Below are 24,745 nucleotides of genomic sequence, written 5' to 3' on the forward strand. Positions count from 1 at the left end.
CAGATGATTTATCCACTCCCATGTTGGGTTTACGAATCTGTGATTTATCAAATCTTTCCAGATAGATTTGCAATAGGTAAAGGAAAAACAGTGCATGATAAAGCACATCTTTACACAAAAAGAGGTGGAAAAATTGTTGAATGGAACACATTACCAAAACATAAGCCGAATATTGAGCATTGTTTTGAATTCTACGGCGGAGATTTGTGGGGAATTGCTGAAAAGATAGACTATTTGAAAGACCTTGGCGTAAATTTGATTTATACAACTCCAATTTTCCTCTCACCTTCTAATCATAAATACGATATTATAGACTATATGAAAATCGATCCCCAATTCGGTGGTGAAGCGGCGTTCAAGTATTACCTAAAAAAAGCAAAAGAAAATGGATTTAGAGTTATGCTTGATGGTGTCTTTAATCACCTGAGTAAAGAAAATAAATGGTTTAAGAGTGCACTTAGAGGTAAAAAAGAGCATTTAGCTAAATTTTCATTTTATAAAAATGGTTACAGGGCGTGGCAAAACGTTGATGGTATGCCCGAATGGAATTGGGAAGAAACTCCGGTTAGAGAATATTTATTAAATGTTGTGGAGCATTACTTGAAAATGGGAGTAGATGGTTGGAGGTTGGATGTCGGATTCGATGTTGGATACGTTAATAATGCGCTTATAACATCAAGAGCAAAATCTGTATCAACTGAAAAGTATGTTGTAACGGAAACATGGAATTTTCCATCTAATTGGGAAGTGGTTGATGGGATAATGAATTATCATTTCAGGGAAAGTGTAATTGGCTGGTTGAATGGTAATCTTAAAAACATCGGTTACGCGCTTCAAAGCGCTTACGATAAAACACCGAATATTTACGGTTGTTGGAACATGTTGGATAGTCACGATACTCAAAGGATTGCAACCGTTTTGCCAGATAAAGATTTAAGGAAACTCGCGATAGTCCTACAATTCACTTATCCCGGTGTACCTTTTGTTTACTACGGAAGTGAAATTGGTATGGAAGGCGGTTGGGATCCAGAAAATAGAGCTGGTATGATATGGGATGAAAAACAATGGGACAACGATTTAAGAGAGTTTTACAAAAAGCTAATCAAGATAAGAAAAACAGAGACTGCTCTTAAAATAGGAACATTTGAAGTTATAAACGATGAACCTTTAGCCTTTTTAAGAAAAGCACCGTATGTACTCGATGATGTTATAGTTGTTGTTAACAAATCAGAAAAGCAAGAAATCGCTCTTTCTGTACCTGATGGAAGACTCCTTGCTGGTACGTGTTTTGTTGACTTATTCACCAACGAAGAGTTTTGGATTGTTGGTGGAATACTAAGAATAAATGTTCCAGCCAAAGGTTTCAGAATACTCAAGGCAACAAATAAAACCAAAGGTAATTACAACCAATATAAAAGAATTTATTGATTATTAATTTAATATATATTTCCATGGGGGAATTTCAGTGAACAAGGGGCGTAGGGGATTACGCAAAGGAAGTGTACTTGTCGCTGTGCTCATCATTCTCATTGTCATAGTGATGATTTTAACGAAATTGCAGTTTTTATTGTCAATAAGACTGAAAGGCTATCCATGATAAACGGGAATAAATTAAAAATAATTTCAAAGATTTAACGAAGACTTAAGTTGAAAATTAAAGAGGTGTGTGGTAAAAGTATTGTATCTCAAAATACAAAACACCAAATACACCGAATATTTTGTCGTGGGGGGAAAAGTATGTCAGAGGAAAAGAGAAACCAAAAAAAAGAAACAGTCGTTGTGCTTGATTTTGGATCCCAGTACACTCAACTTATCCTTCGAAGAGTAAGGGAGTTGGGTTTTTATTGCGAACTGTTGCCTTACGATGAGCCTTGGGAGAATGTTGAAAAACTGTCACCTGTCGCATTTATTCTATCCGGTGGACCTTCCAGCGTTTACGATGAAAATGCACCAAAAATACCTCAGTATGTTTTCGATTCCAATCTTCCAGTACTCGGTATCTGTTACGGACTACAAGCAATCGTTCACCAACTTGGTGGGAAAGTAGAAAAATCAACTCATAGAGAGTATGGGCCAGCAACGTTAAATGTAATCAAACATGTTGGAATCTTCCAAGATTTACCGAACTCTTTCACAGTTTGGATGAGTCATTCAGATAGAGTGGAAGTTTTACCTGAAAACTTCGAAGTTATAGCTAGAAGTGAAAATTCACCTTATGCAGCTGTTAGAAGTATCGACGATAGATTTTATGGAGTACAATTCCATCCTGAAGTTGCCCACACTCAATTTGGTAAGCAGATTCTTGAAAATTTCCTAAAGAAAGTAGCCAAACTCAATCCAAATTGGAAGATATCAAACCTTGCCGAACAGATAATAGAAGATTTGAGAAGAAAAATAGACGGAAGAGTTATACTTGGGCTATCCGGTGGTGTAGATTCTTCGGTTGTAGCCATGTTACTTCACAAAGCAGTACCAGACAAATTTATACCGATATTCGTCGATACGGGACTGCTAAGGAAAAATGAATGTATCGAAGTAGTTAAACAATTCGAAGAAATAGGCATACATATACACTATGTTGATGCCTCCGAGAAATTCTTGGAGGTGTTAGATGGTGTGGAAGACCCGGAAGAAAAAAGAAAGAGAATTGGTCACACGTTCATAGATGTTTTTTATGAAGAAGCAATGAAATTAAAAGAAAAGTATGGTGATATCAAATACTTAGCTCAAGGAACACTCTATCCGGATATTATCGAAAGTAAAGTTGCCGAAAGAAAAGCCGGTGCGAAGATAAAGACACATCACAACGTTGGTGGGTTACCAGAGAAATTACCATTCGAAATTATCGAACCACTGAGATATCTCTTCAAAGATGAAGTAAGAATGTTAGGTCAAGAAATTGGCTTACCGTCAAGTATTTTGAAACGTCATCCATTTCCAGGTCCAGGATTAGCTGTGAGAATCATCGGATCTGTAACAAGAGAAGCTGTAAAAACATTGCAAGAGGCTGATTTCATATTCATAGAAGAACTTAAAAAATGGGACCTTTACGACAAAGTCTGGCAAGCATTTGCCGTATTATTACCGATTAAAAGTGTTGGAGTTATGGGAGATTACAGAACATATGAAAATGTTATCGCACTCAGAGCGGTAACAAGTGAAGATGGTATGACAGCGGATTGGGCAAAATTACCACACGATTTTCTAAACCATGTGGCGAAAAGAATTGTCAACGAGGTAAAAGGAGTAAACAGAGTGGTTTACGATATCACATCGAAACCACCTGCAACAATCGAATGGGAATAAAAAACTATTTCTGTAAGAGAATCATCGTTACGTCGTCCTCCTGTAAGGGGGACGTTCTTTCTTTTAGCACTTTAAGGTATATCATCTCTAAATTGTCGTCAGGACTTACTAAGTTAACTAACCCTTCGGTTGTAAGCATACCACCTTTTGTTTTTTCTTCGGTTATCCCATCGGTGTACAGTAGCAACTTTCCATCAGATAAGTTGAAAACGTTTACAACCTCTTCAGTATAATCTTCAGAAAAACCAAACCCAATAGGTGGAATGTTAGTTGTACTTAATATTTCTTTTTTTGAGATATTCACCGGTGAAGGGTGAGCAATATCAAGGAACTTAAATATATCATTTTCGAGTTTTCCAAATATCGCTGTGAAGTATATACCTTCAAGTTGATATTTTTTCAATTCATTCTCAATCAAAAATGGTACACCATGTAATGGTGGATCAAAGGAAAGTACGATGTCAAAGATTGTTCGTAGCAACATACTAACAAGAGCAGCCGCAACACCGTGACCACTGATGTCTATTATACCAACCCATGGTGGGTTAAAGTAAATCATATCTCCACCAAGCCCAACGGATGGTCTGTAGAAAAACTTAACGTTATCCATATCCTGTGGTACAAATGCCTGCTGAATTTTTATCGCAAGGGACATATCATTATCCATCTTTTCCGCGTCAGAAAATAGTTCTATAGCTCCTATAACTTCACCATCAGGTTTAATTGGAATACCAAAAACAGAAAACGGCCTTCGCTTACCACTTTTCGTTAAACCGTAAACAGCAAACGGCACTTGAACTGGAATACCATTCTTTATTGCTTGGTAAAGCGGACATAGTTCCGTTGAACAAACTGGTATTCCCGTTCTATCAACGTGATTTAGCACCTGTTTAGCGCACGGTTTCCCAATAACATCTTCTGGTGAATAGCCTGTTAATTTCTGAGCCGCTTTGTTCCAAAATACAATTACCCTATCTTTAGAGACAATGTAAGCAGGTATATTTAAATCCATAAGAAAATTAATGACATTCTCTTTTTCTAAGTAACTTAAAAGTTTATACATATATTCACCTTCCTATATTTTCTATTATCTTTGCTATCTTCTCTGAATAAATTCTGTACGAATCCAAATTAATTAATTCTTCACAAGTTAGTTTTAAATCTTCATTTATTTGGATATCAGGAATATCATTAGCCAAGACTTTACCAGTTGGAATAATTAAATGTGCTTTCGTGTTTGGGAGAATTTTTACGATTTCATCGACGTAAAAGACATTTGGGAAATTGTATTCATTATCTGATGAAATTATAGTAACGTTATTATTCTTTTCTCCACTTTTTGCAAAAAAGCTTAATAGAACCTTGTGAGGAGTATAAAGGCAAGTCTTATCAACCAAGAAATAAACTTTTCCAGGTAATTGGTTCTCATCTGGTTGTATGGGGATTTGGTCTTTTTTAACAAGATGGTCTCTGTATCTAACATAGAGTTCCTGATAGAGTTTTTCAGGCTGAGAAATGAGCATGGAGATAATTGCCAATGGAATTGTTTCATCACCATCTGAAGCGTAACGTAAATCAAAAATAGTGATGGAAGAATCAGATGATTCACCAGCAATTTCTTCCATTTTTTGCGCTACGTATTGCATATCTTCTTTTGATGAAATTTTAAATGAATTGATTTTAACAACTAACGATTCGTCTAATTTTATCAAATCAATTATGTTTCTTTTTTCTTGGAACTTTTCAATTCCTTTTAAATAAGTCGTTTTTTGAACGGACGATTGTGGAGATTTATAAACAATTTGAATAGAATTGGCATCGATTATCTTTAAATAATATGTCAATAACTTTTCCACAAATGCGTATTTTGCCTCAAATTCGCTAAGGTTTGGGTAAAGTTTGGCATATCTTTCGAGAATTGTATCAATAGGTTCGCCGTTTATCGAGATTATTTTCGAACCTTCTGGAATTTCACAATTTGTCTCGTAAACAAATACCTCATTATCAATGTATTTAAATTTTAAAGGCAGAATTTTATCAACACGCCTAATCGGTATTTCTATACGCGTCGTACCGTCATTTAATTCCGATAAAACAGGTGCTACATTCACAGCAAACTGATAGGGTGTCATACGTGAGTTAAATTGTACATTTCGTGTTCTAAATTTGGTTCTGAAATTTGGGTTGTAACACTCCACATGTCTATCGTAAATATACTCTTTTACGACCTCAAAATCAACTTGAAGCGCAAAAGGGGAGTATCTAAAATGTTCGTAAACGTATATGGCTAATCCACCTATAACAAAGACAATTATTATAAACCAAAAGGTAAAATTTGGAACTTTCATAAACTTCACCTACCTTAGGTATTACGTAAACTTGTTTATTTAATTATAACACATGAGAATTTAAAAGGTGTTATAATATTATTTAGAGTTCAATTTCTTAATAATTTCCTATAAATAATTTCCTATTGGGGGTGTTCATTTTGTCTTCATTCGATGAAATTGTTAATCGCAGGGGAACAGATAGTTTTAAGTGGGATATGATCTTAAATATGCACGGTGAAGATATACTTCCTATGTGGGTTGCAGATATGGATTTTAAAACTTCGGAGAAGATTATAAAAGCACTTATCGATAGGGCAAATCACGGCATCTTTGGTTATACGTACCGCTCGGAAGAATATTACAAGGCAATCATTAAATGGTACAAGTCAAGGTACGAGGTTGAAATCGAAAAAGAGTGGATTGTTAATGGTCCAGGGGTTGTCCCTATGATATCGTTCGTAATAAATATATTCACACAACCCGGAGACAAAGTCATCATACAACCACCAGTTTATCCACCTTTTTTCAGAGTAGTTGAAAACAACGGTAGAAAAATAATTGAAAATAGACTTATCAAAAAAGATGGAAAATGGCTAATAGATTATGAAAATCTTGAAAAATCAATAGATAATAGAACGAAAATGATAATCATTTCAAACCCACATAATCCAGTTGGAAGAGTGTGGAGTATTGAAGAACTCGAAAAGTTATACGAAATAGCAAGGAGATATAATTTAATAATCGTATCTGACGAAATCCACGGTGATATCGTCTACACACCTTCCAAATTCACAAGCTTTTTAAAAATAGCAAAAGAGAATGTTATCGTACTGAATTCTCCAGGGAAAACGTTTAATATAGCTGGATTGCCAAATGCATACGGAATTATTCCAGACAAAACTTTAAGGCAAGCTTATAAAAATTACATCGAAAACCTTGAGCTCTTAATTGGAAATATTTTTTCCTTAGAGGCATTGAAAGTTGCTTACAATTCACCTGAATGGGTCGATGAGTTAGTTGAGTATTTAAAAAATAACAGAGATTACGCTTATAAATATATAAAAAGGAATTTACCACTTCTTGAGCCGTCACTTCCAGAAGGTACTTATCTTATGTGGATCGATTGTTCAAAAGCTAACTTGGAAAATCCACACGAATTCTTTTTAAAAAACGCACGCGTTTATTTAAATGATGGTGCAGAGTTTGGTGATAAAAATTGTGTCAGACTCAATTTTGCATGTCCTAGGAGTTTGTTAAATGATGGACTTGAAAGAATGAAAAAAGCGTATGACAACGCCTTGGAATTTGAGGCATTTAGATTACCAGATGAAAGGTTTGAGATATGTCGTAATATAAGAGAGGAAGTATTCGTAAATGAACAAAACATAGATAAAGAACTTGAAATGGATGGAAAAGATGAAGAAGCCATTCACTTTATTTTGAAGCACTTCTCAAAGCCTGTAGCAGTAGCAAGAGCAAGAGATACAGGAGATTACTGGAAAATAGAACGTGTTGCTGTACTTTTGAATTATCGTGGGTACGGATATGGAAAGACGATAATGGAACACATTGAAAGATTTCTAACAAGTTTGGAGAATAAAAAGATCGTCCTGAACGCTCAAAAACAAGTTAAAGACTTTTATGAAAAGCTGGGATATAGACAAGTTGGGGAAGAATTTTACGAAGCCGGTATACCACATGTAAGAATGGAGAAAAGAATATGAGAATGGAAACATCAAAAACCATGGTAATATTATTTTTATTGACATTTGCATCGGCTTTTGCCAACTTTACCGATTTTAATCTCATTGATGAAACTCAATACGACTTAAATCAGTTGATTTACAATAGCGATTTTATAACCAAGCCACTCACCATGTTAAGTGGTTTGTCTTTTTTGTTCGATGAACATGTAAACAAATCTATTCCCAAATCATCATTTTTAAACTTTTTAGATAATTTTGATACCCTAGAATTTTCGCTGCTTGCTTTGACTACAGCGTTAATAATCTATCCATTTGATAATTACACTGCGTTTACAGTTGTTGAAAGCTTCGCCGTAAGTGCCGGGTTAACCGCTTTAATCAAAGTTCTCATAGGTCGCGCAAGACCTTACAATAATTTAGGTGCGTTTGTTTTTGAACCATTTAATCTTAACCGTGATTACCAATCATTCCCTTCGGGACACAGTGCACTTAGCTGGGCTATTTTTACACCTGTTGCCAAAAGATTCGGAGATATATGGTACGCAATTCCAGTCGTATTTTCGTTGCAACGAGTTTGGTCCAACAATCATTGGTCTTCCGATGTGTTGTTTGGCGCTTCGATAGGTTATAACATAGGAAGCCAATTTTACGATGCAAGAAAGGGGGAATAAAATTTAAAATGTACATATACGAATACGATAAAACTATCCCATTCAACTTAAAGAAGGAAGAGAAAGAAGGTTATACACTTCTGACATTTGATACTGTTTACGAACCAGATATACCTGAATCAAAGAGAATTTACGTTTATCAATACCATGCACAGAATCCATGGATGAAGATGATTTTTCTGCATGGTATCGGAAACGGTCATATTCCTTATCTAATGTGGTTTGGTGAACATTTTGCAAAAGAGGGCATCGAAACATTCTTTGTAATCCACCCATACCATGCGGAACGTGCGAAACCAGAATGGGAAGGTGGCGAACCATTCTTTCACCATTCACCAGCTCATTGTATAGTAAGGTTTCATCAAGCTATAAAAGACGTTAGAAGGACTGTGGATTTGTTAGAAAGCGATGAATCTTTCAAACACTTGCGAAGACTGCCTTTAAGCGTTATGGGTTTCAGTTTCGGTGGAATGATAACCACTATGACTTTGGCATTAGACAAAAGATTTGACGCCGGTGTACTCGCGTTTACCGGCGGTGATTGGCGATGGATAAACTGGTACTCTCCTTACGTGGAACCTGTAAGACAAGGTTACGCAAAGTACAGCAACGAATGGGGCTGCAAAAATGAACAAAAGTGTATTGAATTAAGAAAAGAAAGCAGAAAAAAAGTACATGCACTCAAGTCAATAGAACAAATATTCGAACTTAAGCCCACTTGCTTCCATTACGATCCAATATCGTACGCTGTTTTTGTTAATCAACCAGTTTTGATGTTCCAAGGTGTATTTGACAAAGTTATCCCTTCACAAGCATCAAATGGACTTTTTAGATTGTTACCAAACGCTAAAAAAGTCATAGTTCCATCTGGACACAAATCTTCGTATCTTTTCAGAAGATTTATCTCGAGAAATACGGTGAAGTTTTTAAACAATATAATTATGGAAAAAGCCGTATAGAGTTTAAATTTATCTCGCAGACACACTCTTTGCCTTCTTTTTCAATGAGAGTATAACACCCAAAGCTACCGATAACAACGCTGCAACAAGCACTCTATAAGACGATGGTAGTAAAAACGTCACAGTATGAGCAGGTATCCAGAAAAACGGAATGGTCTTCAAGACCACAAAATTGGCAAATGTCTTCCAGTCGATGTACGATAGGGCTTTATCTAAATTGATTTCGAACATTTTAGATAATTTCCCTTCGGATAAATCAATATACGCATCTGTTATACGATGAAACGCCATAAACGTTGGTGCAAATATTAAATTCATCAGTACACTTGTGTAAAACGCTTGGAAAAATTTTCTTGCTTTTGAATAATATGGGAGCAAGTTTTTATCAAGTAAAGCTGTGGTACCACTTCCAAATAATTCAAAAACGGCAACAAAAACTATCCCAAGAAATCCCCAAACTATAAACCTGTAAATTAAGCCAACTGGCATTACATAATGACCTTTAATTATCCTTAAAGCTAATATCTCACCGAAGGTTGCAAGTATTCCAACTTTAAGAAAACCTAATATATACGGATGAGCTGCGTTAAAAATTAAGTACGCAGCTCTTGTTTTATCGTATACGAGCAAGAAGGCCAAAAGAATAAAGAAAAGTATGGAAAATATATCCGCTTTTTTCAAAATGCTCCCCCCTCAAACTATGTAATTTTCAAATCAACTATTTCAAACCAATTATCGCCGCAAACCTTTTCTTTGTATTTTCCTTTCGATAAGAGTAAAAATACTCTGTGTGTTTGTAAGTATCAATCATGGAGAACTCGATGTGCTCTACTCCTACAGACTTAAGTGTCAGCTCTACAGCCTTCCAAAGATCCACGTGAACTTTGCTCCCAAATTCTTTTATAACTTCCCTACCGAATTTTAAGAAAAACTTCTCAGCAACATCTTCGCCCACTTCAAAACTATCTGGTCCTATGGAAGGTCCAACTGTAACGAATATATCTTGCGGAGAAGAATTAAACTCTTCGTTCATTTTCAAAATAAGTTCTTTCGCAATTTCAATTAACGTCCCTCTCCATCCGGAATGCGCAACACCTATAACCTCATTATTTGGATCGTAAGCTAATATCGGCATACAATCCGCATAAGTTGTTACAAGAAACAATCCTTTTTCATTTGTGATAAGTCCATCAACTTCTCTTAGCTTCCTTTCCCAATAAGGCTCACCAATATCTTCCAATGTAACAACCTTGACGTTCTTGCTATGGACTTGATGAGAAAATACACATCTTTGAGGTGAAATATTGACACATTTGGTTAAAAACTCAAAATGTTTAGGAAATTCATCATTTTTAACGGACATATCCAATTCGCCCAACTCTTTCTTGGCTTCGTCATCCTTTATTATCCGTGTAGTGAATAAGTGCTCGATGCCTTCGAACTGCAAAAACATAGGCGATTGGGCTATTATCGTACCACCAATTTCTTTTAGAATATAATTCCCAACATGAAACTTCATCTGGTCACCTCCGCGTTTTAGAAAAGCAATCATAAAAGTCAAAACAATTATACATTCTTTTTTGCTTATTTCAAATTTTTCCAAAGACTTTTTGGATGTGTAAAGACGTAATTTTAAGCTATGAAAATGTAATTTTTCTCGGCTATAGCTCTTTAAATCTCTTCTATGCTTTTGAATGCATTTTTTTAATTGCACCGTTAACATTAGAAATAAAGTGGTAATAGTGTTATACTGAATATTGGAAAAATCTTTTTTCTAAACTACTAAAACTATTACAGAATGAAAGGGGGCATTTACCTTGAAAGTCATAACCCACGACGAAGCAATTAAGTTTATAAAACCAGGAATGACGATTATGATTGGTGGTTTTTTAGGTGTTGGCACACCTGAAGGCATTATCGATAAAATCGTTGAAAATAGAATAGACAATCTTACAGTCATAGCAAACGATACTGCGACTCCAGAACGTGGTATTGGGAAACTGATTGTAAATAAACTCTGTAAAAAAGTCATTGTTTCACACATTGGGACAAACCCAGAAACCCAAAGACAGATGATAGCTGGTGAACTCGAAGTTGAACTCGTACCTCAAGGAACACTAGCAGAACGCGTGCGCGCTGGAGGGGCAGGGCTTGGTGGAATCTTAACACCGACTGGTGTTGGAACAATAGTTGAAAATGGCAAGCAAATTATAGAGATTGATGGGAAAAAGTACCTTCTCGAATTACCACTCAAAGCGGATGTCGCTTTAATAAAAGCAAAAAAGTGTGATTACTATGGAAATTTGGTATACAACTTTACAGCGGAAAATTTCAATCCACTTATGGCTATGGCGGCAGAATTGGTCATAGTCGAAGTTGAAGAAATAGTTCCTGTAGGAGCAATAGCACCAAACGAAGTTAGGACACCCGGTGTATTAATAGATTACGTTGTCGTAGCGGGGGTGAAGTGATATGCCAGTTGATCCAAAAGAAAAAATAGCTAAAAGAGTTGCCCAAGAACTAAAGGAAGGAGATCTGGTAAACCTTGGTATAGGCTTACCAACGTTGGTTGCGAATTATATACCAAAAGGAGTGCATGTGTTCTTCCAAAGTGAGAATGGAATAATAGGAATGGGACCTGAACCAGAAGAAGGTTTTGAAAATAAAGATTTAACAAACGCAGGGGCAGGCTTTGTAACAGCTTTACCGGGAGCCATGACATTTGATAGCGCCTTTTCTTTTGCGATGATTAGAGGCGGACACCTCGATGTAACTGTACTTGGTGGATTGCAAATAGACGAAGAAGGACATTTGGCAAATTGGATGATACCCGGCAAAATGATTCCAGGTATGGGTGGCGCAATGGATTTAGTAACAGGTGCAAAGAGAGTTATTGTCGCAATGACGCATACCGCTAAAGGCGAACCAAAAATACTTAAAAAATGTACATTACCATTAACATCTATAAGAAGAGTTGACTTAGTGGTAACCGAGTTAGCCGTGATAAGACCTACAGACGAAGGATTAGTACTCGAAGAAATAGCAGAAGAAACCACTTTGGAAGAAGTGATTAAATTAACGGAAGCAAAGTTAATAGTTTCCGAAAATCTCAGAAGATTCTGAGAAAACAATTGATTTGATTTTTCGAGTCCTGCAGAAAGGTTTGGAGGTGAATGTAATGTCAAATAATTCAGATAACAGAGAATTTCCAAAAGCTGTGATTAGACTTAGAATGAGCCAAGCAGATGCACACTACGGTGGAAATCTTGTTGATGGTGCGAAGATGCTCCAGCTTTTTGGAGATGTGGCAACAGAGCTTCTTATCAGGTTTGATGGAGATGAAGGTTTGTTCAGAGCATACGATAACGTAGAATTCCTTGCACCGGTATATGCAGGAGATTACATAGAAGCACGTGGTGAAATTGTTGAAGTTGGCAGAACTTCGAGAAAAATGAAATTCGAAGCGTACAAAGTAATAAGGTCAAGACCTGATATAAACGATAGTGCAGCGGAGGTACTTGAAGAACCCATATTAGTCTGCAAAGCAAGTGGAACTTGTGTTGTACCAATTGAGAAGCAAAGATATAAACATGAGAAATGAATAAAGTATCTGCGAGGTGGCTAATATGGAAAAGCTTATAATTACCGTTGCTGTAACAGGCGCTGAAGTAACCAAACAACAACAACCAAATTTACCTATAACTCCAGACGAAATTGCGGAAGATGTTTACAGGTGCTGGAAAGCTGGCGCATCAATTGCTCATATACACGCACGCCTTCCGGATGGCACTCCAACACAGTCTAAAGAAGTTTACGCTGAGATAAAACGTAAGATAAGAGAAAAAGGTTGCGATATCATTATCCAATTTTCAACAGGTGGGGCAGTTTGGCATAAACCTGAAGAAAGAATCCAATGTCTTGACGCAGAACCAGAAATGGCAACTCTTTCGGCTGGTTCATGTAATTTTGGCGATGACGTATTCATGAATTCACCATCGTTTATGGAACTATTAGCCATGAGTATGAAAGAGAAAGGAATAAAACCCGAGATAGAAGTATTCGAACCTGGAATGATAGAAAACGCATTGAGACTTGTGAAGAAAGGCTTACTTGAATTGCCTTTACACTTCGATTTTGTATTAGGTGTACCTGGTGCGATGACTGGAAATATAGAAGACCTTGTTTTCTTAGTCAACAAATTACCAGAAGGCTGTACATGGTCAGTTGCCGGTATAGGTAGATACGAATTACCGTTAGCCGTACATGCCATCGTTATGGGAGGTCATGTACGGGTAGGTTTCGAAGATAACATATATTACCGAAAAGGTGAACTTGCCACATCAAATGCCCAATTGGTAGAGCGAATTGTGAGAATTGCACACGAAGTTGGAAGGGAAATTGCAACTCCAGATGAAGCAAGGAAAATTCTCGGCATTAGGAGGGAAGATAAATGAAAAATGTAAAGGGTTGCCCATTTGGCACGCATAGAGTTATCGAACCGAAAGGTACACTCCCACAAGCAGCACTTAAGATAGACAACGACATGGAAATATACAGAAATGAAATGCTTATCGATGTGAAAACACTCAACGTCGATTCCGCAAGTTTTACGCAAATTGAAGAGTCATGCCATGGCAACGTTGAATGTATTAAAGATACCATATTAAAAATTGTTCAAGAACGTGGAAAGTTGCAAAACCCAGTTACCGGTTCCGGTGGAATGCTCATCGGTGTTATCGAGGAAATCGGTCCAGACTTTCCCACAGATTTAAAAGTCGGAGATAAGATAGCAACACTTGTGAGCTTGTCTTTAACTCCGCTAAGAATCGATGAGATTATAAAAGTCAACGTGGAGACAGACCAGGTTGATATAAAGGGAAAAGCTATACTCTTTGAGAGCGGTATTTACGCCAAGTTGCCAGATGATATACCAGAAAAATTAGCTCTTGCCGTTCTTGATGTAGCGGGCGCACCAGCGCAAACACAAAAACTCGTTAAACCGGGGATGACTGTTTGTATAATCGGTGGCGGTGGAAAATCTGGTGTACTTTGTGCGTACGAAGCTATGAAAGCTGTCGGAAAGGATGGAAAGGTCATAGTCGTTGAATACTCACCTGAAAATGCAAAGCGTATTGAAGATTTGAAATTGGCACACCATGTGATAATTGCCGATGCGACCAAACCTGTTGAAGTATACCAAAAGGTAATGGAAGTTACAGGTGGTAAATACTGTGATGTTGTTATAAACAACGTCAACGTGCCAGCAACCGAGATGTCATCGATACTTATAACAAAAGACGAAGGTATAGTTTACTTCTTCAGTATGGCAACTTCGTTTACGAGAGCCGCACTTGGAGCGGAAGGTGTTGGAAAAGATGTGACAATGATAATAGGAAATGGATACACAAAAGGGCATGCTGAAGTTGCGCTTAATATACTGAGAGAATCAAAGGAAATAAGAGAATTATTTGAAAAATTATATGTATAAAATAGACAAATTTAGGCAAATTTTTGGAGGTGCTCGTGATGGCAAGGTATTTTAAAGACATTCCCCTTTGGAAAAACGTGACAGAAGAAGAATGGAACGACTGGCGATGGCAAATTAGAAACAGGATAATGGACGTTGACACGTTAAAGCAAGTTATTAACCTCACACCAGAAGAGGAAGAAGGTGTGAGAAACGCGCTCAAGACACTAAGAATGGCTATAACACCTTATTATGCAAGCCTTATGGATCCAGACAACCCAAAATGTCCAATTAGAAGACAGGCAGTACCCACTGCGAAGGAACTTTTCACATCGCAATGGGATATGACGGATCCACTCCACGAAGATGAAGATTCACCAGTGCCCGGTCTTACACACAGATATCCAGACCGTGTACTCATGTTAGTTACTGATATGTGTTCTATGTACTGTAGACACTGTACAAGGAGAAGATTTGCGGGTCAACACGATAGGGCAAGAACCAAACAGGAAATTGATGCGATGATTGAATACGTAAGAGAAACTCCACAAGTGAGAGACGTTCTCATATCAGGTGGAGACGGTTTGCTCGTTGGAATTGAGATGTTAGAATATATCCTCAAAGAATTGAGGAAAATAAAACATGTTGAAATCATCAGAATTGGTACAAGAACTCCAGTAGTGCTGCCACAAATGATAACGCCTGAACTGACAAACATGTTAAAGAAATATCATCCAATTTGGATAAATACACACTTTAACCATCCAAAAGAAATAACACCAGAATCATCAAGAGCATGTGAAATGTTAGCAGATGCCGGAATACCCCTTGGGAATCAATCTGTTTTACTGAGAGGTATAAATGACAGTCCTTACATAATGATGGAGCTCGTTCACCAACTCGTTAAAATCCGTGTGAGACCTTACTACATCTACCAGTGTGACCTTTCACAAGGCTTAACTCATTTCAGAACATCTGTTAAAAAAGGACTTGAGATAATGGAAGCACTGATTGGTCACACATCAGGCTTCTGCGTTCCATGGTTTGTTGTTGACGCGCCAGCTGGCGGTGGAAAGATAAGAGTTATGCCTAATTACGTCATATCAATGTCGGACCATACAGTCATACTGAGAAACTACGAAGGTGTTATCGTCGCATACCATGAACCAGAAGACACGGAAAGCGACGTTGATGATAGCGAATACAGAGAAAAATACAAATTCTCAGGCGTTGCTTCACTCTTCACCGATAAGAAAATAAGTATCGAGCCCGCACACCTTGAAAGACATGAAAGAATAAAAGAATGGAAGGAAAAGAAAGGCAAATAAGAGGAGTGAGATATATGGATATAAACGATTTCTACATTGGTCAGGAATATATAGTTAAGAGAATAGTTACAGATGAAATGGTAAAATTATTTGCTGAAGCAACTGGAGATAAGAATCCTGTGCATCTTGATGAAGAATACGCAAAAAATACAATATTTGGTGGAAGGATAGCACATGGCATACTTTCACTTGGAATAATCTCATCAGTACTCGGTACAGAATTCCCGGGCGCTGGGACAATATACTTAATGCAAAATGCAAAGTTTAAAAGACCAGTTTACGTTGGCGAAGAAGTAACGGTTAAACTCATAGTAAAAGAAATAGATAAAGATAAAAGGAGAATATTGCTTGACACCGTTGTTGTTAAAGAAAATGGCGAAAGTGCTATCGAGGGAGAGGCTTTAGTGAAAATATAATGGTATCCGACGTATTCAACGAAGATAAAGGAAAACTCATTAACGCTGTCTTAAATTCTAAAACTTTAGCCATTATTGGTTTAGAAAAAAACACTGGAAAGACTGAGACACTCAACTTTGTGGTTGAAAATATAAAATCCAAAAGAAAAATAGGATTAACATCAATAGGCACGGACGGTGAGGAAAAAGATATTGTATTTGGAACCCTCAAACCGTCCGTGTATGTTGATGAAAATTTTCTGTACACAACAACGGAAGTTTTTTTCAAACAAAAGAAGTTACTCTCTGAAATTATACACGTTTCAAAGCAATCAACCCCAACTGGTAGATTAATAATAGCGAGGGCTCTTGAAAAGGGAAAGATAATCCTTTCAGGCCCACAATCGACACATTGGATGCAAGAAATAGTAAAATTTCTGAGCAATTACACCGATATAGTCGTAATAGATGGTGCGCTTTCACGCTTTAGCCAAGGTAATCCGTCAATTGCGGATAGTATAGTATTGGCAACAGGCGCGGCATATTCTATCGAGAAAAGGGAGATAGTGAAACACACAAGGTATATCTACACACTATGTAACCTTCCACAAGTTGACGAAGAAAGTCGTAAAGTTCTCGAAAAATCACAGAATATATGTATAAAACTAAACAACGAATGGAAAGAAACAGAGTTAACTTCTGTATTGAACATTCAAAAAATCAAGGAAACGATTGGTGATAATTTTGAGGCAATATACATTCCAGGAGCGCTTACTGATAACGCTGTTAAATTGATAAAAGACAAAGAGATAATAGTGCGTGACTTCACAAAGATATTTGTAACATACGATAGTTTTGTGAAGTACAAACCGAACATAAAAGTGTTAGCAAAGACAAATATAATAGGGATAACCGTTAACCCCGTTTCACCAAATGGATATATTCTTGATTCGGAGACATTGATAAACGAACTGAAAGAGTATATAAGCGATATACCAATAATAGATGTCCGAAAGTAAGACTCAAAGTGAAATTCGAAGTTCGAAGGTGAGAAGGTGAATTACACAAATTTAACGACGATTCCCAAAAAACGGGAAGATTTTGAAAGACTCATTGGATTTGACTACATAAAATCATTGCTTGACCCAAAAACACCTTATGGGCAAAAATATTTTCAACATCTTGTGCCACTGAGTTTTGAAAACATTCTTACTCATCATAGTGACGTTGAAGAACTTATCAAAACTTTTCAAAATGAAAAATTCTTAGAGGATATACTCAATAATCTTGAGTGTGTTTTAGACGTATCACACACGTTTGAGCGTATAAAAAATAAAGAAATTTTGGATGAAATAGAACTTTTTGAGCTGAAGAATTACGTACTTGTTGTCGATAACATACGCGAAAAGATAAAAAATCATCTTCCAAAAAAATTTGTGCCACCAGAATTAACGGATGTTATAGATTTATTAGATCCAGAAGGTTTGAGAATGCCAACTTTTTACATATACGACGCATACAGCAAAGAACTTGCGGAGATAAGAAAGAAAAAAAGAGAATTGTTGAAAAGCGAAAATACTTGTGAAGACGAAATACTTGCACTTACAGAAAAAGAAAGCCAAATTGAAAAAATGATTTTGGAAGAAATAAGCCAAAGATTGTCAAATTACCACCATATAATAAGCGAATCGATAGAGAAGATAAAATACTTTGATGTAATACTTACAAAAACAAGACTAGCGAAAGAGCTCGGGTTAGCTTGCCCACAGATTACAAGAGAAAAAAACAGAAGCATAAAAATAAAGGGTATGTTTAATCCAAAGTTGAAAAGTGAACTTGAAAAATTAGGAAAAACATATCAACCAGTTGATATAGAAATTACTCCGGGTGTCACGGTAATGGTCGGTGCAAATATGTCTGGAAAGAGTGTGGTACTCAGAACAGTTGCATTAATCCAATATATGGCTCAACTTGGTTTCTTTGTACCAGCTCAGTCTTGTGAATTAACTTATGTTGATAATATTTCAATAATAGCTGAAGACAATCAAAAACCACTCTCCGGACTTTCCTCATTTGGAGCGGAGATATTGTTAATCAACGAAGCACTAAAAGAAACTGAAGGGAAAACAAGTTTAATTTTAATAGACGAGCCAGCTCGTACAACAAATCCATACGAAGGTACGATTATCGTAAACGCCTTAGTTAAAATATTTGAAAAGAATAAATCTTACACAATCATCGTCACACATTTCGATGACATACAAGCAAGAAGAAGACTTAGGATAAAAGGTCTAAAAGAGGAGTTATTAAAAGATAAAAGCAATCGTAATTCGGAGTATATTATAAACAACTTGCAAGATTACATAGATTATCAGATAATTGAAGCAGACGATTCAACTGTTCCAAAGGATGCTATAAAGATAATGGAATTACTCAATATAGATGAAAAAATAATGAGGTTAGTTAAAGAAATTAAAATTTAAAAGGAGAGGGAGGCATAGAGATGGAAAGCAAACTCGGTCTTGATCCAAAGAAAATAGAAAAGGCAAGGCAATTAGCCCGTGATATAGCCTTAGACGTTGTGAATTTTGTCAAAAAGTACTCAACTGTAAGCGTTGAAAGAACTATATGCAGATTCTTCGGAATAGATGGTGTTAACAACGAAGATATTCCTCTTCCAAACGTCGTGGTTGATCATTTAAAAGAAAAAGGCGCACTCAGCAACGGCGTAGCTCTCTATCTAGGTAACGCAATTCTTGAGACCGGTATGACTCCGCAAGAAATCGCGCAACAAATTGCCGATGGTAAACTCGATTTAACTAAATTACCTATGCACAATATAGATGAAATAAAAGCACAAGTCGATAAGATTGCTGATAAAACTATAAAGATGATCGATGAAAAAAGAATGGAAAGAGAAAAAATGATAAAAGAGCTTGGAGACCCGATGCAACCTTACATATACGTCATCGTTGCAACGGGAAATATCTACGAAGACGTTATACAAGCGCAAGCTGCGGTAAGACAAGGTGCAGATATAATCGCGGTTATCCGCTCAACCGCCCAGAGCTTGCTTGATTACGTACCTTACGGTGCAACAACTGAAGGTTTCGGTGGAACGTACGCAACACAAGAAAACTTTAGAATAATGAGAAAAGCTTTAGATGAAGTTGCAAAAGAAGTAGGAAGGTACATAAGGCAAACTAATTACAGCTCAGGTTTGTGTATGCCTGAGATAGCAGCATTAGGCGCGCTCGAAAGATTAGATGTGATGTTAAACGACGCGCTTTATGGAATACTATTCAGAGACATAAACATGATAAGAACCATGGTTGACCAATATTTCTCAAGGATAATACTTGGTTACGCTGGAATTATCATAAACACTGGTGAAGATAACTACCTCACAACGGCAGATGCCTACGAACAAGGATACACAGTTATCTCTTCACAGCTCATAAACGAACAACTTGCACTGCTTGCCGGCATTCCAGAAGAGCAGATGGGACTTGGTCACGCGTTTGAAATGGATCCATGGCTTGAAAACGGATTCTTATACGAGCTCGCACAAGCTCAGCTTTCAAGAGAGCTATTCCCGAAAGCTCCTCTTAAATACATGCCACCAACAAGATTCATGACCGGTAATATTTTCAGAGGACTTGTCCAAGACGCGATGTTCAACGTTATAGGTATATGGACAAAACAAGGTATCCAATTGCTCGGTATGATGACGGAAGCAATACATACGCCGTTCCTCTCTGATAGATACGTAGCTATCGAAACGGCAAAGTATATATTCAATAACATGAGGAATTTAGGCGATGAAGTCGTATTCAAACAAGATGGAATAATCCAAAGAAGGGCAAAAGAAGTACTTGACCAAGCGATAGAACTATTGGAAAAAATGAGGGAAGATGGGCTATTCAAATCACTTGAGAAAGGAGTATTCGCAAACACAAAAAGACCAATCAAAGGTGGAAAAGGTTTAGATGGTGTCTTTGAAAAAGGCGAATACTATTACAACCCATTTGAAGAAAAAATGCTTAAAAGATAAAAAATAAAATATAAAAGAAGGAGGAAATACAATGAGTGGTGGATTGTATTCTCTTGATAAAAAAGATTTCGATAAGACACTTAATTTGAAAGCCATAAAGCCTTACGGAGACACAATGAACGATGGAAAGGTCCAAGTCAGTTTTACTTTGCCTGTCCCAGATGGTGATGAGGCCGTTGAAGCGGCAAAACAATTAATGAAAAAGATGGGACTCGATAATCCCATGATTGTCTACCACTACCAACTCACACCGGGGTTTACGTTCTTCATAGGATATGGTGATTGCGTGCATACTGTAGATTATACCGCAATCCACGTACCAAAAGTTGAAGTACACAGAATGTCTATGGAGGAAATCGATGAATACATCGAAAAAAACATCGGCAGAAAACTCGTTGTCGTTGGTGCGACAACTGGAACAGACGCGCACACGGTTGGGCTCGATGCGATTTTGAATATGAAAGGCTTCGCTGGGCATTACGGACTTGAAAGATACAAAATGTTCGAAGTATACAACATGGGAAGCCAAGTACCGAACGAAGAATTTGTCGCAAAAGCTATCGAAGTTAAAGCCGACGCATTACTTGTATCTCAAACTGTAACCCAAAAGAATGTGCATATAAAAAACTTAACAAACCTAATTGAGATATTGGAAGCGGAAGGAATAAGGAAGGAGGTTATAGTAATCGTTGGTGGACCGAGAATCACACATGAACTTGCAAAAGAACTTGGTTTTGATGCTGGATTTGGTCCTGGCACATTCGCCGAAGATGTCGCAGCGTTTATAGCCCAAGAATGGGTTAGAAGGCACAAAAAATAAACATCAAAATGAAATCCCCCTCATATCAGAGGGGGATTTTTAGTTATAAATTTTAAATTCCTAAATTACCACCATTTTTGAACTGAGAAAGTAAGCTCAAGGTCTTTACCGTTTTGTTTAACATCTCCCATACCATTGTCTTGAACTCTTTTCAATTCAACATCATTTCCTGAGTATGTTATAGTAACATTGTAAGTACCTGCCGCGCCTGCAGCTGCTGAAACAGAAAAGTTAGCTGGTGCGGAGTTAAGGTATTTACTATTTACAAGTTCGTTCATAGTTATACTTGCAGTCGGGTTTGTAGGTTTCTCTGTATTGAACATATTCTCCACCGCTGACTTGATATTTCTGAAGTTTTGAGCCACTTGAGAAGCCTTTGCGTTTTTCACCGCGTTTAGCGCAAGCGGAGTTGCAACTGCCATAAGAGCTGCAATAACCGCTAATACTATCAAAAGTTCAACCAACGTAAAACCTTTTCTCATAATACCTACCTCCTTTTTTGAGATTTGGAATCACACTTTAATTATAACACAAGATTTTCAAAAATTAACTTCTTTGAAAATAACCAGCACGATTTCGACGGTAAATTACATTTCAGAAGGTATGAAACGCTAAAATTTCAGGTTAAATGTTTTTTCATTTTTTCAGTTTGGATTCAAAATACAAACGACCGACAAAAAAAGCCGTGCGTTATCACACGGCTTTTTGATTTTTTGACCAATTTATTTTACTCTTTGTTATTCCCCGATTTGCATTCTAACAAATCTTGAAACTTGGATGTTTTCTCCAATCTTCGCGATTGCTTGTTGAATCATATCTTTAATTGTTACATTTTGGTCGAGAGCAAATTTTTGTTCAAGTAAGCAGTTGTCTTGATAGAAGCTTTCAAGTTTTCCTTCGATAATTTTTTCAATAACTTGCGCTGGTTTTCCTGAATCTTTGAGTTGTTCTCTGTATATTTCCTTTTCTTTTTCAATTACATCAGCTGGTACTTCTTCTCTTGTAACCCATCTTGGTGACATCGCTGCGATGTGCATAGCGATTTTGTTACCAAGTTCTTTGAAATCATCGGTTCTTGCAACGAAGTCTGTTTCACAGTTGAGTTCAAGTAAAACTCCTATTTTGCCATTGTGGTGAACGTAAGAAATGATAAGACCCTCTTTTGTTTCTCTTCCTGCTTTCTTAGCTGCTTTTGCCAGTCCTTTTTTCCTAAGAATTTCTATAGCCTTTTCAAAATCACCGTTTGCTTCAGCAAGTGCGTTTTTACAATCCATCATACCTGCGCCAGTTCTTTCCCTAAGTTCCTTAACCATTTGTGCACTAATTTCCATAGAACATACCTCCTCTATTGTGATTTATAAAAATTTTTTATTTTATCTTAACCTCACGCCATTCAGTGTCTAACACCAAGATATAATTGTAACCTAATTCCGAAAGTATTTCAATACCTTTTTCTATTCCTTTGCCAATATCTTCCAACTTATGCGCGTCAGAGCCTATCGTTATATTCCTCCCACCAAGCGATTTATACAACTTTAGAATATCGATACTTGGATTTGGTTCACCGTACAATTTGATAGGTGAAACGTTAACCTCTAACATTTTTCCATTTGATATAACTATTTTTAGTATTTCGGTTATTATATCGTACAATTCTTTTGAAAATTCTTCTCTTTGTGGATGATATCTTCTTGGAAAGTCTAAATGTGCCAATGCATGGTAACTGTCGAATCGTTTTACAATATCTAGCAACCTTAATAAGTAATTCTTATAACTTTCCTGCGTTATAGGTTCTTCCACGTAGTGATGTGCAAGTAATACATAATCAAATTTTGTCGTATCTATGTTGAGTTCTTTTATGCCATCCCAACCAAGTTCTACGCCAACAGGTAGCGAGTATTTTTCCATTTCTTTTCGATATGTCTCAATATCTATAACGTTGAAATGGCTATCGGCTAACTCATAATGGTCGGTAATAATTATATGTTCAATCCTCTTTTCTCTTGCCGTTTCCAATATTTCTTCTATAGTGCTATTGGAATCCGGTGAATAATTACTATGAATGTGATAATCAGCAATTATTTTTCGCATTAACTATTAACCTCCTCAATAGCCCTTATCAATTCTAAGAAAATTTGGTGTGGTTGTCCAACTTTTGATTTGTATTCTGGGTGGTATTGTACGCCGATAAAGAATGGATGACCTTCAATTTCTATCGCTTCAAGGAATTCGGATTCACCAGATATTACAAATTTGTATCCTTCTTCACCAGGTCGTTTAAACATCTCTGAAAATCTCTCTGTATCAACTTCATATCTGTGCCTGTGTCTTTCAAAAACTTCCTCTTGGTTGTAAATGTTATAAAGTTTCGTACCTTTAAGCACTCTCATCTTTTGCGCACCAAGTCTCATCGTACCACCAAGGTTCATTATTTTCTTTTGCTCTTCCATCATATTTACAACCGGATAAGGAGTCGATTCATCGAATTCTGTAGAGTTTGCGCCTTTTAACCCCATAACATTCCTTGCAAATTCGATAGCCATGAGTTGCATACCTAAGCAAATACCTAAAATCGGTTTTTTGTTCTCTCTTGCATATTTTATTGCCTTTATTTTTCCTTCTATTCCCCTTCTTCCAAAACCTCCTGGAATTATTAATGCATCAAATGTGCTCAATTTCTGAGCAACGCCATTATCATCAAGCTCTTCTAATTCTTGTGCATCGACGACAACCGGTTTTTGAACTCCTGATAAAAATATCGATTCAATTATGCTTTTGTATGCATCGTCTGTCCCGAGATATTTACCAATTAGTGCTATCCTATATGGTTTAAATGACTTTGGATATACCCAATTAAGTGGACCTTCATTTATTTCAATTCCCAGTTTTTTTGCGACAAGCTTGTGCACGCCTGCTTCGTACAACGTTTCTGGAATTTGGTAAACATTTCCGATGTCTGGAAGATTTATAACCATTTCTCTTGGCACGCCACTGAAGAGAGCTATTTTATACAAACTTTGAGAATCAATTGGTAATTCGCTCCTGACAACTATAATGTCCGGTTGGATACCTATTTTTCTTAAAAGCTGAACAGATTGTTGGGTAGGTTTAGTTTTGAACTCATTCGTTACTCTCAGATATGGAACATACGTGACGTGAACAAACAGGAAATCATTTCTATTTTTTTCAAACGCGAGTTCTCTGACAGCTTCTAAGAACACTTCACCTTCGATGTCTCCAACAGTTCCACCGATTTCTATAGATAGTACTTTTCCTGGCATTGTCGTTATTCTTTCTTTTATCTCCGATGTAACGTGTGGAACAACCTGAACTGTTGAGCCTAAGTATTTTCCCTCGCGCTCTCTTTGAATTATAGTAGAATATACCTGACCTGCGGTGATGTTGTTTTTTCTTGTCATACTGACACCTAAGAATCTTTCGTAATGTCCCAAATCAAGGTCAGCTTCGTATCCATCATCAGTTACGAAAACCTCACCATGTTGATTTGGATTCATCGTCCCAGCATCCACGTTTAAGTACGGATCTATCTTGAGAACATTTATATCAACTCCAACTTCTTTTAATACTCTTGAGAGTGATGCGGAAAAAATACCCTTACCTATACCGCTTAAAACACCACCAGTAACAACTATGTATTTCTCGGGCATTTTAATCCCCCCAAATCGAATTTTATTTTTGAATTTTCTAG

25 protein-coding genes are annotated in these 24,745 nt (G+C 36.9%); 17 read left to right on the forward strand and 8 right to left on the reverse strand.

Annotation, left to right across the window (positions count from 1 at the left end):
* The first annotated feature begins 3 nt into the window (after nt 1-3).
* The 3 genes from aglB (at nt 4) to guaA (ending at nt 3,306) form a co-directional block, all read left to right on the forward strand.
* Complete coding sequence (gene aglB / locus AS161_RS06970; RefSeq protein WP_164542268.1) at nt 4-1,428, forward strand: cyclomaltodextrinase; 1,425 nt, start codon at nt 4-6, stop codon at nt 1,426-1,428.
* Between the two features lie 37 nt (nt 1,429-1,465).
* A complete protein-coding gene (locus AS161_RS09385) occupies nt 1,466-1,597 on the forward strand; it encodes a hypothetical protein (RefSeq protein ID WP_277601798.1) in 132 nt (43 codons plus the stop codon).
* Between the two features lie 140 nt (nt 1,598-1,737).
* A complete protein-coding gene (gene guaA, locus AS161_RS06975; RefSeq protein ID WP_164542269.1) occupies nt 1,738-3,306 on the forward strand; it encodes a glutamine-hydrolyzing GMP synthase in 1,569 nt (522 codons plus the stop codon).
* 4 nt (nt 3,307-3,310) lie between these two features.
* Here the strand turns inward: guaA and AS161_RS06980 are convergent, their stop codons facing one another.
* A complete protein-coding gene (locus AS161_RS06980; protein WP_164542270.1) occupies nt 3,311-4,369 on the reverse strand; it encodes a SpoIIE family protein phosphatase in 1,059 nt (352 codons plus the stop codon).
* 4 nt (nt 4,370-4,373) lie between these two features.
* Complete coding sequence (locus AS161_RS06985; protein WP_164542271.1) at nt 4,374-5,654, reverse strand: hypothetical protein; 1,281 nt, start codon at nt 5,652-5,654, stop codon at nt 4,374-4,376.
* Nucleotides 5,655-5,785: 131 nt separating this feature from the next.
* Here AS161_RS06985 and AS161_RS06990 point away from each other — a divergent pair, with 131 nt between their 5' ends.
* The 3 genes from AS161_RS06990 to AS161_RS07000 are packed head-to-tail and all read left to right on the forward strand — an operon-like array spanning nt 5,786 to nt 8,972.
* Nucleotides 5,786-7,360, forward strand: coding sequence for a PatB family C-S lyase (locus tag AS161_RS06990; RefSeq protein ID WP_241241353.1), 1,575 nt, complete (start codon nt 5,786-5,788; stop codon nt 7,358-7,360).
* The gene (locus AS161_RS06995; RefSeq protein WP_164542273.1) at nt 7,357-8,013 is read left to right on the forward strand and encodes a phosphatase PAP2 family protein; all 657 of its coding nucleotides are present in this window, start codon (nt 7,357-7,359) and stop codon (nt 8,011-8,013) included. The genes AS161_RS06990 and AS161_RS06995 overlap by 4 nt, the downstream gene beginning before the upstream one ends.
* 8 nt (nt 8,014-8,021) lie before the next feature.
* Nucleotides 8,022-8,972, forward strand: coding sequence for an alpha/beta hydrolase (locus AS161_RS07000; RefSeq protein ID WP_206518795.1), 951 nt, complete (start codon nt 8,022-8,024; stop codon nt 8,970-8,972).
* Nucleotides 8,973-8,981: 9 nt separating this feature from the next.
* On the opposite strand, the gene AS161_RS07005 is transcribed toward AS161_RS07000, so the two are convergent.
* Together AS161_RS07005 and pgeF are read right to left on the reverse strand one after the other, a co-directional pair.
* Nucleotides 8,982-9,653, reverse strand: a complete 672-nt coding sequence (locus tag AS161_RS07005) for an Mpv17/PMP22 family protein (protein ID WP_164542274.1) — start codon at nt 9,651-9,653, stop codon at nt 8,982-8,984.
* A 37-nt stretch (nt 9,654-9,690) separates the two neighbouring features.
* Entirely contained in the window at nt 9,691-10,491 is an 801-nt protein-coding gene (gene pgeF / locus AS161_RS07010; RefSeq protein ID WP_164542275.1) for a peptidoglycan editing factor PgeF, read from the reverse strand.
* A gap of 298 nt (nt 10,492-10,789) precedes the next feature.
* Here pgeF and atoD point away from each other — a divergent pair, with 298 nt between their 5' ends.
* The 11 genes from atoD to AS161_RS07065 are packed head-to-tail and all read left to right on the forward strand — an operon-like array spanning nt 10,790 to nt 21,036.
* Complete coding sequence (gene atoD / locus AS161_RS07015) at nt 10,790-11,443, forward strand: acetate CoA-transferase subunit alpha (RefSeq protein ID WP_164542276.1); 654 nt, start codon at nt 10,790-10,792, stop codon at nt 11,441-11,443.
* 1 nt (nt 11,444) lies between these two features.
* Nucleotides 11,445-12,095, forward strand: coding sequence for a 3-oxoacid CoA-transferase subunit B (locus AS161_RS07020; protein WP_164542277.1), 651 nt, complete (start codon nt 11,445-11,447; stop codon nt 12,093-12,095).
* 55 nt (nt 12,096-12,150) lie between these two features.
* Nucleotides 12,151-12,573, forward strand: a complete 423-nt coding sequence (locus tag AS161_RS07025) for a hotdog fold domain-containing protein (protein WP_164542278.1) — start codon at nt 12,151-12,153, stop codon at nt 12,571-12,573.
* A gap of 25 nt (nt 12,574-12,598) precedes the next feature.
* The gene (locus tag AS161_RS07030; RefSeq protein ID WP_164542279.1) at nt 12,599-13,426 is read left to right on the forward strand and encodes a 3-keto-5-aminohexanoate cleavage protein; all 828 of its coding nucleotides are present in this window, start codon (nt 12,599-12,601) and stop codon (nt 13,424-13,426) included.
* Nucleotides 13,423-14,460, forward strand: coding sequence for an L-erythro-3,5-diaminohexanoate dehydrogenase (locus AS161_RS07035; protein WP_164542280.1), 1,038 nt, complete (start codon nt 13,423-13,425; stop codon nt 14,458-14,460). Before AS161_RS07030 ends, AS161_RS07035 begins: the two co-directional genes overlap by 4 nt.
* A gap of 38 nt (nt 14,461-14,498) precedes the next feature.
* Nucleotides 14,499-15,767, forward strand: a complete 1,269-nt coding sequence (gene ablA, locus AS161_RS07040; protein WP_011993397.1) for a lysine 2,3-aminomutase — start codon at nt 14,499-14,501, stop codon at nt 15,765-15,767.
* Nucleotides 15,768-15,781: 14 nt separating this feature from the next.
* Nucleotides 15,782-16,183 (forward strand): MaoC family dehydratase, encoded by a 402-nt coding sequence (locus AS161_RS07045; RefSeq protein ID WP_164542281.1) that lies wholly within the window; start codon nt 15,782-15,784, stop codon nt 16,181-16,183.
* Complete coding sequence (locus AS161_RS07050; RefSeq protein WP_011993395.1) at nt 16,183-17,181, forward strand: hypothetical protein; 999 nt, start codon at nt 16,183-16,185, stop codon at nt 17,179-17,181. The genes AS161_RS07045 and AS161_RS07050 overlap by 1 nt, the downstream gene beginning before the upstream one ends.
* 36 nt (nt 17,182-17,217) lie before the next feature.
* Entirely contained in the window at nt 17,218-18,645 is a 1,428-nt protein-coding gene (locus AS161_RS07055; RefSeq protein WP_164542282.1) for a DNA mismatch repair protein MutS, read from the forward strand.
* A gap of 20 nt (nt 18,646-18,665) precedes the next feature.
* A complete protein-coding gene (locus AS161_RS07060; protein ID WP_164542283.1) occupies nt 18,666-20,216 on the forward strand; it encodes a lysine 5,6-aminomutase subunit alpha in 1,551 nt (516 codons plus the stop codon).
* Nucleotides 20,217-20,247: 31 nt separating this feature from the next.
* Nucleotides 20,248-21,036, forward strand: a complete 789-nt coding sequence (locus AS161_RS07065) for an OAM dimerization domain-containing protein (RefSeq protein WP_164542284.1) — start codon at nt 20,248-20,250, stop codon at nt 21,034-21,036.
* A 65-nt stretch (nt 21,037-21,101) separates the two neighbouring features.
* Here the strand turns inward: AS161_RS07065 and AS161_RS07070 are convergent, their stop codons facing one another.
* The 4 genes from AS161_RS07070 to AS161_RS07085 form a co-directional block, all read right to left on the reverse strand.
* A complete protein-coding gene (locus AS161_RS07070; RefSeq protein ID WP_164542285.1) occupies nt 21,102-21,518 on the reverse strand; it encodes a type II secretion system protein in 417 nt (138 codons plus the stop codon).
* Between the two features lie 255 nt (nt 21,519-21,773).
* A complete protein-coding gene (gene tsf / locus AS161_RS07075; protein WP_011993389.1) occupies nt 21,774-22,367 on the reverse strand; it encodes a translation elongation factor Ts in 594 nt (197 codons plus the stop codon).
* Between the two features lie 37 nt (nt 22,368-22,404).
* Nucleotides 22,405-23,127, reverse strand: coding sequence for a PHP domain-containing protein (locus AS161_RS07080; RefSeq protein ID WP_011993388.1), 723 nt, complete (start codon nt 23,125-23,127; stop codon nt 22,405-22,407).
* Nucleotides 23,127-24,704 (reverse strand): CTP synthase, encoded by a 1,578-nt coding sequence (locus tag AS161_RS07085; RefSeq protein WP_164542286.1) that lies wholly within the window; start codon nt 24,702-24,704, stop codon nt 23,127-23,129. Before AS161_RS07085 ends, AS161_RS07080 begins: the two co-directional genes overlap by 1 nt.
* Nucleotides 24,705-24,745: the final 41 nt, after the last annotated feature.

Source organism: Fervidobacterium sp. 2310opik-2 (assembly GCF_011057735.1).
GTDB classification, from domain to species: Bacteria; Thermotogota; Thermotogae; order Thermotogales; family Fervidobacteriaceae; genus Fervidobacterium; species Fervidobacterium nodosum.